At 35.1% G+C, this 12,550-nt stretch carries 10 protein-coding genes, 1 tRNA gene and 1 pseudogene; 6 read left to right on the forward strand and 6 right to left on the reverse strand.

The features are described 5' to 3' along the window. Positions 1-61 precede the first annotated feature (61 nt). Positions 62-1,111 carry an ABC transporter ATP-binding protein gene (locus G5B32_RS04365; RefSeq protein WP_165290346.1) on the forward strand — a complete coding sequence of 350 codons (1,050 nt, stop codon included), beginning with the start codon at positions 62-64 and terminating at the stop codon, positions 1,109-1,111. Here the strand turns inward: G5B32_RS04365 and G5B32_RS04370 are convergent. The 3 genes from G5B32_RS04370 to G5B32_RS04380 are packed head-to-tail and all read right to left on the reverse strand — an operon-like array spanning position 1,086 to position 3,659. Beyond that, positions 1,086-1,595, reverse strand: coding sequence for a TlpA family protein disulfide reductase (locus tag G5B32_RS04370; RefSeq protein WP_165290347.1), 510 nt, complete (start codon positions 1,593-1,595; stop codon positions 1,086-1,088). The genes G5B32_RS04365 and G5B32_RS04370 overlap by 26 nt on opposite strands. Further along, the gene (locus G5B32_RS04375; RefSeq protein ID WP_165290348.1) at positions 1,592-2,452 is read right to left on the reverse strand and encodes an alpha/beta hydrolase; all 861 of its coding nucleotides are present in this window, start codon (positions 2,450-2,452) and stop codon (positions 1,592-1,594) included. The genes G5B32_RS04370 and G5B32_RS04375 overlap by 4 nt, the downstream gene beginning before the upstream one ends. A 4-nt stretch (positions 2,453-2,456) precedes the next feature. After that, positions 2,457-3,659: an alanine dehydrogenase gene (locus tag G5B32_RS04380; RefSeq protein ID WP_165290349.1), complete on the reverse strand. Its 1,203-nt coding sequence runs from the start codon at positions 3,657-3,659 to the stop codon at positions 2,457-2,459. A 101-nt stretch (positions 3,660-3,760) separates the two neighbouring features. On the opposite strand from G5B32_RS04380, the gene G5B32_RS04385 reads away from it, so the two are divergent. From G5B32_RS04385 to ribH, 3 genes are all read left to right on the forward strand, one after another. Then, the gene (locus G5B32_RS04385; protein ID WP_165290350.1) at positions 3,761-5,686 is read left to right on the forward strand and encodes a polysaccharide biosynthesis protein; all 1,926 of its coding nucleotides are present in this window, start codon (positions 3,761-3,763) and stop codon (positions 5,684-5,686) included. A gap of 86 nt (positions 5,687-5,772) precedes the next feature. Continuing rightward, a complete protein-coding gene (locus G5B32_RS04390; protein ID WP_165290351.1) occupies positions 5,773-6,429 on the forward strand; it encodes a tetratricopeptide repeat protein in 657 nt (218 codons plus the stop codon). A gap of 68 nt (positions 6,430-6,497) precedes the next feature. Next, complete coding sequence (gene ribH / locus G5B32_RS04395) at positions 6,498-6,986, forward strand: 6,7-dimethyl-8-ribityllumazine synthase (protein WP_165290352.1); 489 nt, start codon at positions 6,498-6,500, stop codon at positions 6,984-6,986. A gap of 41 nt (positions 6,987-7,027) precedes the next feature. Here the strand turns inward: ribH and G5B32_RS04400 are convergent, their stop codons facing one another. Further along, positions 7,028-9,499, reverse strand: a complete 2,472-nt coding sequence (locus G5B32_RS04400) for a family 20 glycosylhydrolase (protein WP_165290353.1) — start codon at positions 9,497-9,499, stop codon at positions 7,028-7,030. A gap of 98 nt (positions 9,500-9,597) precedes the next feature. Here G5B32_RS04400 and G5B32_RS04405 point away from each other — a divergent pair. Then, positions 9,598-9,669, forward strand: a tRNA-Glu gene (locus tag G5B32_RS04405). A gap of 122 nt (positions 9,670-9,791) precedes the next feature. On the opposite strand, the gene G5B32_RS17605 is transcribed toward G5B32_RS04405, so the two are convergent. Both G5B32_RS17605 and G5B32_RS17610 read right to left on the reverse strand, forming a co-directional pair. After that, positions 9,792-10,178: a glycoside hydrolase family 97 C-terminal domain-containing protein gene (locus G5B32_RS17605; protein WP_240898995.1), complete on the reverse strand. Its 387-nt coding sequence runs from the start codon at positions 10,176-10,178 to the stop codon at positions 9,792-9,794. Then, positions 10,173-11,949: pseudogene (locus tag G5B32_RS17610) on the reverse strand (glycoside hydrolase family 97 catalytic domain-containing protein); the annotation flags it as partial. The pseudogene G5B32_RS17610 and the gene G5B32_RS17605, both read right to left, overlap by 6 nt. Before the next feature lie 221 nt (positions 11,950-12,170). Between G5B32_RS17610 and G5B32_RS04415 the strand changes: the two are divergent. Beyond that, on the forward strand, positions 12,171-12,550 hold a 380-nt coding region (locus G5B32_RS04415), incomplete at its 3' end, for a DUF2752 domain-containing protein (protein ID WP_165290354.1).

Here is a 12,550-nt window from a genome sequence, read left to right on the forward strand (position 1 = left end):
CAAATAATTCATTTATAAAACCTATTTTTATGCCGAAAGAAATTTTCGGCATTTTTATTTTATGGCTACTTCATCTTGTCAATATATTCCTACGGATACTCAAAAATTGGGCGTTGCTGCAATTCACGGAGAAAATCTTACTTCGATTTTTACTGGAAAAGAAGATGTAACAGCTGTTGACAATGTATCCTTTGACATTGAAGCAAATAAAATTACAGCTATTATTGGAGAATCAGGTAGTGGCAAAAGTACACTCCTCAAGCTTATTTATGGACTGTTGGAACCTAATGAAGGAGAAGTGCGCTATAAAGGTTGGCTGGTTCCTACACGCAAAGACAAATTGATTCCAGGTCACGATGCCATGAAAATGGTTTCTCAAGGATTTGATGACCTTAATTTATATGCTAAAGTCTGGGATAACATTGCGTCCCAACTTCCAAATACCAATTTGGATTATAAACAAAGTCGCACTGCCGAAATCTTAAAGAAACTACGTATTGATCATTTAGCTCAACATAGAGTTGCTGATTTGAGTGGTGGAGAACGTCAGCGAGTAGCTATTGCCCGTGCTTTAATCAATGACCCAGAAGTGCTGCTTATGGACGAGCCATTCAATCAAGTGGATGCCGCATTTCGCGATGGCTTACAACAGGACATCAAGCAAATTGTAATGGAAACCCGATTGACTGTTATTTTGGTCTCTCATGATCCTGCAGAAGTCCTTGCAATGGCGGATGCATTAATCGTTATGCGCAATGGTAAAATTGTCGATGCTGGAAACCCAAAAGACTTATATTTTCGACCTAAACATCACTATACTGCGATTTTATTAGCAAAAAGCAATATTCTTTCTCCCGAACAAGCTTTAATACTGAATATTCAGCAAGAAGACTCTGTTGCTATACATCAGGAGTGGATCAATGTAAAAGAAAATCGGAATTCAACCTTCAAAATCTTAGACATCAAATTTAGAGGGTTTTATAGTGAGTATGTTTTAGGAAATAAAGAAATTAGCTTACACGCTATAGTTAAAACAGAAACTCCTCTTCCTATAGGAACAGGAGTTGATATAGATATTCTAAATTTTATTTCTTTTCCAGTTCAGCTTTAATAAGCTCTACCATTTTTGAGAATTCTTCATCTTCGAATCCAATGGATTGATAGATAATCTTTCCGGATCTATCCAATACAACATTTCGAGGAATAGATTGCTCTGCAAAAAGACCGAACACTTCACGTTTTAAGTCTGGAAACACAGGAAATGTATATTTATTTTCATCAATAAAAGGATCAATTTTTTCCCATCCTTCTTCTCGTGCTAATACAAAAACGGCTAAGTCTTTATTGGATTTTAAATCATCCCAAATTTCCTTTTGTAACCTTGGTAATTCTTTCCTACACGGAGGACACCATGTCGCGAAGAAATTCAACAAAACAACTTTACCTTTCAGGCTTTCAGAACTAATTAGTTGATTATTTTTAGCTTTAACTTCAAATTTTGGAGTTTGTTCCCCTAAATTAACTTTCCACTCTTGAGCTTTTGTTGTTATAAACGAACATACAATTAACCCAATAATCCATAATAGTTTTTTCATAGTTTAACATTTTCTAACCATTCAAGCATATTTTCAAACCAATCCAATGGTTCTTGCTTGTTATTCATTCCAAAACCATGCCCACCTTTCTCATATACAAATAAATAATTAGGAATTTTATACTTATTTAGCTCATTCTGATAGCGAAGGCTGTTTTCAATAGGCACTGCTTTGTCGTCTTTTGCATGGATTAAATATGCCGGCGGAGTCTTTTTATTAATATTCTTTTCATTAGAAAAACGAATCACATCTTCAGGCTGAAAATCTGGCCCTATCAAATTTGTTTTGGAGCCATTATGGGTAACACCATCTTCCATAGAAATTACAGGGTACACCAACACCGAAAAATCAGGTCTTAAATCTTTTGAAGACAAATTCTGATGGTTATAATCAGAGGCAAAGTGTGTAGACAATGTTGAAGCTAAATGCCCACCTGCAGAGAACCCTAATACGCCAAATTTAGGCTTCTTAATTTTTAATCCCTTCACATATTCTTTGACAACAATCAAAGCTCGCTGAGCATCTTCAATGGGCGCAATACGCTTATCGATTTGTTGTTTTGAAGTTGGTAATCGATATTTAAGCACAAAAGCACAATACCCTTGCTCATTTAATCGTTTGGCAACTTGATGCCCTTCATGATCCATAGCATGATGGGTATATCCTCCTCCCGGAAGGATTAAGAATATTTTAGAATGTTTGATTTCTTGCGGGATGTAACTATACAGCTCAGGGGTATTTTTCTCAATATTGGCCGTGTCTTTTAGGTTAGGAATAACTGAATACAAGGCTATTTTATCCTGTGCCTGCAAAAATCCATACAATAATGTCATGATTAAGGTAAGATGTAATTTCATAGGTTTATTGATTAGCGACTATCATCAAAGATAAATCTTTATAAGCTATATTGAATCGATCAGCAATATCTTTGTTTGTCAAACTTCCTTGATAAAGATAAACCGCATTTCTGATCCCAGCATGACTCCATATCAAACTGCTGAAACTTCCGCATTCACCGATTTGTAATAAAATTGGCGTAAAAATGTTTGTCAAAGCATATGTGGCTGTACGGGCAACACGAGAAGCAATATTAGGTACACAATAATGAATCACATCATATTTCCTAAAAACAGGTTTATCATGGGACGTGATTTCTGAAGTTTCAAAACAACCACCTTGATCAATTGACACATCAATGATAACAGAATTTGGCTTCATTTCCGAAACAGTTTCTTCGGAGATAAGGCATGCAGAACGACCATTCTTTGCTCTTAAGGCACCAATTACGACATCACAAGATTTTATTGCTTTGTTCAAAATGAGAGGTTGTATGACAGATGTATACACGCGTGAACCTATATTGTTCTGCAACCTTCGAAGTCTATATACCGAACTATCAAATACTTTAACCTCCGCCCCTAATGCTATTGCAGTTCGAGCTGCAAACTCACCTACCGTCCCCGCTCCAATGATGACTATTTCAGTAGGAGGAACACCAGTAATACCACCTAGCATTAACCCTTTGCCATCAAAAATATTAGAGAGATATTCGGCCGCGATTAAAATAGAGGTTGCTCCTACAATTTCACTCATCGCTCGGACTACTGTCAAATGGCCGCCTTCATCTTGTAAATATTCATAAGATAATGCGGTGATTTGTTTTTTCATCAATGCCTGCAGCACTTCCTTTTCCAATAAGCTAGGTTGCTGGGATGACATTAAAATCTGCTTATTACGCATCATTCGAACCTCTTCAACCGTAGGTCCTGCTATTTTAATAACGATATCAGCATTATAAATCTGAGTGGAATCATAGACAATCTGAGCCCCTTGTTCGCTGTAATGGTGATCTAAAAAATTAGAACAATCTCCCGCCCCAGATTCAATAATTACCCGATGACCATATTCGACTAGCAAGGCTACTGACAATGGTGTCAATGCAATACGCTTTTCTTGAAAAACCGTTTCCTTGGGAATACCAATAACTAATTCTCTTTTAGTCTTATTATTAGATTTTAATAATTCTTGAGTTTGTCCCAACACACTTTCTTCGATTTTTGCCATATCTTCATTTTTCCTCTAATTTGCCTATTAATTATAAAAAGAATATATAGTTATATTCCAAATTTTAATAGCTTTGCACTATACAAGCGCACGAATTATAAATGAAATTCTTTAAAGTTATTAACCATGTCCAGATATTACCACGTTGGGTAATATTCTTTCTAGACCTAACGGCTGCAATTTTTGCTTTTTTGATTGCTTATTTTTTGTATCAAGATACTAAAAATATAATCTTCAATCCAAATGATTTTGCCTCCGAATTTCTATTGTGTCTAGGAGCGACTGTGATCTCTTTTGTCGTTTTTAAATTATATTCTGGTATTGTAAGGTATACAAGTTCTACTGACTCTATACGTATTCTATCTTGTAATTTACTAACTGTAATTATTTTATTTGGCGCTAAACTTTTCGTGTTGGCTATCCGTGCACCACACATAATAGACAGTTCATTAATAATTATATACAGTTTATTACTTTTTGTAGGATTGGTTATATATAGAACGTCAATTAAAGTTTTCTTCCAATATTCTCGAACAGCAAAGAAAATTAAGAAGAATGTGATCATTTTTGGCGCTGGTGAATTAGGTATTGCAGTAAAAAGAACTTTTGACCATGATTTAACCACAAATAAAATCATTGTAGGGTTTTTAGACGATAATCCTTCCAAAGTAGGTAAGTCCATTGATGGTGTAAGAATTTACAAATCTGATAATCTAACAACTGTAATCAACAAGTTGGCTGTTGACGAGTTAATTATTGCTACTCCATCTCTTGTTTCCGAAAAGAAATCTCAAATAATAGAATTATGTCTTGAAAATAATATATCGGTATTAACTCTACCTCCTGCGAAACAAATAATGAATGGAGATTTGTCAGTAAACCATATCAAAAATGTCAAGATTGAGGATTTATTAGAACGCGCACCTATTAAAATCGATAATGAATCGATCTTAGAACAATTGAAAGGAAAGCGTGTATTAGTAACTGGAGCTGCAGGATCGATTGGTAGTGAAATTGCTGCTCAAATCAGTAAATACGATCCCCAAGTCATAATCTTATGTGATCAAGCGGAAACTCCATTACACAATCTTCAACTTGATTTACAAGAGAAATTTAAAGATCAAATTTACCATACATTCATTGCTGACGTAAAAAATTACGAACGTATGCGTTATTTATTTGAGGAATTCAAACCTCAAATTGTATATCACGCAGCAGCATATAAGCATGTACCTATGGTAGAGAATCACCCAATTGAAGGAGTGCGCACCAACGTATTGGGTACTATAAATTTGGCTAATCTTGCTGTTGAATTCAAAGCAAGAAAATTTGTATTTGTTTCTACGGACAAAGCGGTAAATCCTACCAATGTGATGGGGGCAACAAAACGTATCGGTGAAATTTATGTTCAGGCGTTGAATAATAAATTGGAACAAGATAATGTAGAAAAACGAACAAGATTCATTACTACACGTTTTGGAAACGTATTAGGATCCAACGGATCTGTAATTCCAAGATTTAGAGAACAAATTGAAAAAGGAGGTCCAGTAACTGTTACACACCCAGAGATCACACGTTATTTCATGACAATCCCTGAAGCTTGTCAATTGGTGATCGAAGCAGGTAATATGGGTCAAGGCGGCGAAATTTTCGTATTTGACATGGGTAAATCTGTAAAGATCGTAGATTTAGCTAAAAAAATGATCAAACTTTCTGGTTTTGAGCCCAACAAAGACATTGAAATAAGATTCACAGGTTTACGTCCAGGCGAAAAGTTATACGAAGAATTATTGAATGACTTAGAGAACACCATGCCTACGCACCATGAGAAAATCATGATTGCTAAAGTAAGAGAAAATTGCTTTGAAGATGTTAAAGCTCAAATTGATTTATTGTTTGACATTGTCAAAACTCAACATCAATTTAATATTGTAAAACAAATGAAAGCGATTGTGCCTGAATTCAAAAGTCAAAATTCTGAATATGAGACGTTAGATCATCCTAGCATCACCATTACGAAAGAATAATCTATTTAGCATTTTCTAGCTTTTAGTATTGGAATTTTTCAATAAAAGTGTATTTTTGCGTTCCATAGTATATTTAATATAAACTAATGTCAACAAATCTTAATTCTACAGATCAAAAAGGATCTTTCTTTCAAGACAATCAAAAGAGCCTAATTTTTATTTTGGGTGCTATTGTCGTATTAATTCTTTTATATATTGGATACCAAAAATTGTACCTAGCACCTAGAGTTGAAACAGCTGCTGATGCTATGTATCAAGCCGAAGAATATGTATTAATCGATTCTTTACAAAAGAAAGCTATCGAAGGTGACGGCAATTTTGCTGGTCTAAAAGAAATCGCAGACGAATATTCGAATACACCATCAGCAAATATTGCATACGCTTATTTAGGTGGTTTATATCTACGTCAAGGTAATTTTCAAGAAGCTATCAATTATTTGAAAAAATATTCTGATACAGGAAGTGACATTGTAGATCCTTTGGTTGTAGGTTTGATTGGTGATGCATATTCAGATAGCCACGACTACAAAAATGCTGCAGACTATTACAGCAAAGCTGTTGGTAAATCTAAAAATTCTTACACTACTCCTCTTTTCCTTAAAAAATTAGGATTAGTTTACGAACAATTGAACGAATACAAAAAAGCAGAAGAGGCATATCAACAAATTAAAACGGATTATCCTCAAAGTAACGAAGCTTCGACTATTGATGGTCCTTTAGCTCGTGTACAAGCAAAACAATAATTGAATTAAGTTATCATTATATATTAAGGCTGCTATCAAGCAGCCTTTTTAGTTAAAAGAAGAAAATTATGGCAAGTTCGCTTAAAAATTTATCCGATTTCTCTCATATTCAAGTCCAAAGTGCAGCAGGGTTTAAATTTGCTATCGTAGTATCTCAATGGAATGCTCAAGTGACTGGAGCTTTATTGAACGGCGCTATTGAAAGCTTATTAAAAAATGGAGGAAAAGAAGAAGATATTGACATCATTGAAGTACCTGGAAGTTACGAATTGATCTCAGGAGCAGACATTGTATTACGCAATAAAGATTTTGATGCCGTAATATGTCTAGGCTGTGTCATCCAAGGAGAAACTAGACATTTCGATTTTATTTGCGATGCGGTGGCAAATGGAATAAGTAATGTGTCTATAAAATATAATAAGCCAGTTATCTTCGGTGTGCTTACGACAGACAATTTAGAGCAAGCAACAGATCGAGCGGGCGGCAAACACGGTAACAAAGGAGAAGAAGCTGCTGTTACAGCCATTCAAATGGCACACATCAGTAAAAAATATTAATAAAACAAAAACTGCCAGATTGTATCTGGCAGTTTTTGTTTTTATGGAATAACTATCCAAGACAGTGGACCAATTCTTTCTTTATCATCCACCACGGCTACTTTTATGTTTTGACCCGAAGCAACAGCTATTCCATTCTTTAAATCGAATCGTTTACTTTTCAAAGAGGGGATAGTACCATCTGTTGTATAATAAACAGGAAAATCACCATACTCTGCTTTTCCTCTTAAAATTCCATTTTCCATTTTGAGGCCGACGCGTGGCAATCTAAAACTAATGCTATCTGCAATAGAAGGAAGTTCCACAGTTCCTACACGATGGGCAAAAGAAATATAATCTTTATCGAATTTATTTTTATTGTATGTAGCTTCGCTTTCATATGCTCTACGAGGAGACCAAGCGCGCTCAGCTAACACATAAAATCTTGGAAAAGCCAAATAATCCAAATTCGCATCTCCTATTAATGTTTCCGCAAACACTCCTCCTTTTATTCCCAAAAAGTTTGATCTTCCTTTTTCTGTAATGCGTTCAAGTTTATTTATATATGACTTGTCCAGTTTTTCACCTCTATAATAGGTGTGAATATTTGCAAAATAATCTTCAGGGAAAAGTGAATAAGAATGATACAAATCGGCATAAGTAGCCCAATTAAGTCCTGGCTCCTCAAAAGTAGTATCCCACATCATATCAAAATAAGTATTGGAGGCACTAATTAATACGGTCGGGTAACCCGCATTAGCTAACCTGTAAACTAAATCGTCTTGGCCACCCCCAATGATATTGTTCCACACATCCAATTGCATATTTTGTTTATTAGGCATTTCCTCATTTGCCACCATGCCTGATCCCTTATTCACCATTCCGATTTCTTCCCATCCCGCTAGTTTTAATCCCTTATTAATACACAGATCATTTATTTTTGAAATATAATAGGTCCAAACATCATATACGCTTGCTAAACCTTCCTTTTGCATCAGTGCTTTAATTTTAGGTGATTTTTCCCAAACGCCCGGAGGAACTTCATCCCCTCCTAATGAAACTTTTTCGAAAGGCACTCCAGCCTCTGCATACATATTTTTAAACTCAGCCAACACTTTATCCAAAAATCGATAGACAGAAGGCAATGCTGGATTCAACACATTATCACCAAAATTCTGAGCAGTGTTATATTCCGAAACATCTTCAAAATCGTGCAATAGATATTCTTCAGCGGCCTGTTTATTCCCTGCTTTCATATACTTGTGATAACGAGATTCCATCGCCTTAATGGCAGCACGAGAATGTCCCGGTGTCTCAATTTCTGGTACTACTTGGATGTGTCTTTCTTGTGCGTATTTTAATATCTCGATAAAATCATCACGTGTCAAAAATCTTTTCGCTTGATCCACTCCAGAACCATAGGCAGGTTGCAAAGATTGCCCCAAATGATACAAAGGCGAACGAACCGCGCCAACTTCAGTTAACTCGGGTAATCCTGGGATTTCTATACGCCAGGCTTCGTCCTCTATAAAATGAAAATGCAACACATTTAACTTATTTTCAGCCATCAAATCAAGATACTTCAATACAACAGCTTTGTCACGATAATTGCGCGCGATATCCAACATAAAACCTCTATAGCCATAACGCGGCACGTCTCTCACCTCTACACAAGGCAAAGATCTCTTATTCTCTAATCCTTTATGAAGTGACTTGAGGCTTTGTAGCGCATAAAACAACCCAGTCGAAGTAGCATATTCTATCGTAATATTTTTCTTTGAAATAGTCAGATTATATGCTTCCTTGCTTAAGGAAGTATTTGGAATCAGTAAAATATCTGCTTCTTCTTTAGAAGAAATGGATTGGCTGACAAAAAGTCTATTTAGTTCCCTAGAAAAAACGATGTAATCTGATTCAATGCCATAAACATTTAGGATTCTATTGATATAAAATTTTCCGTCTAATCGTTTTAAATATTTTGGAGTAGGAAAAATCAAAAGTGGCTTAGCCGATTTATCAAAAGTTGAATTCTTAGCATATAATTTTTCTAAAAATGCTCTATTGTCCTCTTCTCTTAATTTAATAGGATCATAAGTGACATTATTCAACCCTACAAACGTTTTTTTATCAGCCTTATTGAGAAGATAAAATCCATTTGGTAAAGTTGACACTCCCGAAATAGGATATTTTGTGGTATAATCAATTTGAATAGAATCATTCTTTCTCAGATTCTTTGTAAAAGAAATTTTAAAAAGATTGCCACGTAGATCTTTAATAGCATAATCCGAAGTAGTGGCATCGAGGACTGGATACATAGAATTAAAAAACAAATCCCATTCAGATAATAAAAAATCTTTAGGACCATTATTTTTTATCACAAGTGACAATCCGAGATTATTCTTTCCATTATAAGAAGATGAAGGTTTCCAATGAAGGACTAAATCTAAATTATATCCCTGAGCAACAGTATCTTGCAAATTAACCAAACTCATGAGAAACAATAAAATAAGTGTAGTATGTTGGAACTTTATCATAATTAGAAGTGTATAAGCATACATATATAACAATTTTTTTTCACTTTTTTTTGTACGTCAAAAAATTAAAACTATATTTGCACACCGAAACAAATAACGGCCCGTTCGTCTAGGGGTTAGGACGCAAGATTTTCATTCTTGAAACAGGGGTTCGATTCCCCTACGGGCTACAAAAGCGACTTCAAAAGAGTCGCTTTTTTATTTGTGTGTGACACTTTAACATGCATATCAATAAAAAAGGTGGCAACAAATTGCTGTTACCACCTACTCCTCATATTTAAGTTATCTAAACCTATTTCTCTATAATACTAATGGCATATCCTCCGCCAGGAGCTACTTTTTGTTTGAATTTGGTCTTATTAGTCACTTGTAGCTTCTTGATAGTGTATGCCTGAGGATTTGTTTTATAATGTGCATCTGCGGCATCTGCATAGACAGTAGCTTCGTACTTCTTACCTGCAGGCAAGAAACTAAAATCTATCACCGAATTATGCCCAGCTTCTGCACTTACATTACCAACAAACCATTTATTTTCTCCTTTCGCCTTTCGAGCGATTGTAACATACTCTCCAGGGCTTGCCTCCAAATATTTACTATAATCCCAATCTATTGCCACATCTTTAATAAATTGAAAAGTATCTGGAAAGCGTTCATAATTTTCGGGCAAATCCGCAGCCATTTGCAAAGGACTATATATTACCACATACAATCCCAGTTGATTTGCAATAGTGGAATTAACATAAGAGCTATTACCTGGATTCACCTTTTTAAAATCCATTTCAAAAATCCCTGGCGTAAAGTCCATCGGACCACCAATCATTCTTGTAAAAGGAAGAATTGTCACATGAGGTGTTTTTGTGCCACCAAAAGCCTGATATTCCGTCCCACGTGCAGATTCATTCGCAATCAAATTTGGCCAAGTACGGCTAACTCCTGTCGGACGAACAGCCTCATGTGCATTTACCATTATTTTGTGATCAGCTGCTTTTTCTATTGCATATTGATAGTGATTGTTAACAAATTGACTGTAATGATAATTCCCTATCGGAACAATATCTCCCACGTATCCACTTTTCACCGCATCATAGCCAAATTCATTCATAAAACGATATGCCGTATCCAAATATCGTTCATAGTTGCGAATAGATCCTGATGTTTCGTGATGCATAATCATTTTTACACCGCACATTAGCATATTGTTGAATGCCCTGTACATCAAAATCAGGATAATGCGTAACAAAATCATACACATGATCCTTCGCATTACCAATCCAATCTTCCCAGCCTATGTTCCAACCTTCTACTAATATCGCGTCAAATCCATGTTTCGATGCAAAATCTATATATCTTTTTACGTTTTCATTCGAAGCGCCGTGACGACCATGTGGTTTTAGTTTAGAATAGTCCGTAGTGCCTATTTGAATCACGGGTAAATCGTAAGAATAAGACCAATAACTTTTACCTGTTGTCATTTCCCACCATACGCCTATATATTTTGTTGGTTTAATCCAGGATACATCTGCTATTTTGGATGGCTCATTCAAATTTAAAGTAATGCGTGAAGCCAAAATATCTGTTGCCTTTTCGCCTACTATTATTGTTCTCCATGGAGTATTAGAAGGCGCTTGCAATGAACCACGCGTGCCATTGGGCTCAGGTGTAAGTCACGAATGAAACACGAAATTCTGATCGTCCAAATTCAAGTGCATACAAGAATAATTAATCAAGGCTGCTTCATGAAGATTAATAAACAATCCATCGACTGTCTTCATTAGTAATGCTGTCTGTACACCTGTTAGAGAGAAAGGTGTTTGCGATAAATTAGAAGTGATAGCTCTTTTCAACTTACCCCGTATTTCAGAAAGCTTGGATTGTGTATATTCGTATTCCTGCGTATCATAATCACCAGGAATCCACCAAGCCGTATGGTCTCCAGTTAATGCAAATTCTGTTTTTTCATCTTTGATAACAAGATATTTCATTTCATTCTGAAGAGGAAATTCATAGCGGAAACCTAAACCATCATCAAACAGACGAAAACGCAAATTAACCTTTCGATTAGATCCAGATTGATTTAATTCTATAAAAAGCTCATTATACTGATTTTTTATTACACTCTCCTCGCCCCATACAGGTTTCCAAGTTTCATTAAAGCTGCTCTTACTAGATTTTATGAGTGTAAAATTATCATATAAGGAATTAGTATGGTAAGTAAGTGTCGCATAATCACTATCCTCTATAACTTTCTTTTTGAGATTAGTAGTTAGCTCCAACCCTAATTTACTTGGTTTGATAACCTCTTTACCCTTATACGATAATTGATAAATTGGTGTCCCCTGCTCATTGAGGTTAAATTCTAATTTAAAATTTCCTGAAGGTGAGAGCAATTCCTGAGCCTTTACACAAAAAACGCAAAGCAAAATGCTCAAAGTAATTAAGAGTCTTTTCATTCCTTAAAATAAGTTAGCTTCTAAATAAAAAAAAAGAGGATAATTTTCTCAAAGAGAAACAAACTAAATGCATTAATTGAAATAATCCAAATAAAGAAGGGGAGTTTCGGAAATTTATTTACTTGATTTAACTTATTAAATAATTAAGAAAAGAAGATTCCATGATATAAGCAATACAGCAATTATTCCTACATTAGTAAAGCTAGATTATGAAAAAGTTCATGAGTATTAAAAGAATAGTAATAGGGTTTGCTTTATTAAGCCTAGCAGGGCTTATAGGCTTGATTTACAAAGTATACAATCCTATGCTATATAATTTCTTTCCTCCATGCCCTATTAAACATGTAACTGGTTTTGATTGCCCTACCTGCGGCACACAACGCGCAGCACATTTGTTTTTAAACGGGGAGTTCAAAGCAGCTTTCTGTCAAAATCCGCTGATTTTTATATTTACACCTTATATACTATTTTGGATTTATTTGAAACTAAAAAAAAATCCAACAGCCAAAGAATTTAAACTTTACAACAAATTATATGGCAATAAAGCACTCACCATAGTCGTAATTATTGTAGTGGTTTTCACAATTTGGCGGAATATTCC

The sequence above is a fragment of the Sphingobacterium sp. SGL-16 genome (assembly GCF_011043515.1).
In the GTDB taxonomy this organism is placed as follows: domain Bacteria; phylum Bacteroidota; class Bacteroidia; order Sphingobacteriales; family Sphingobacteriaceae; genus Sphingobacterium; species Sphingobacterium litopenaei.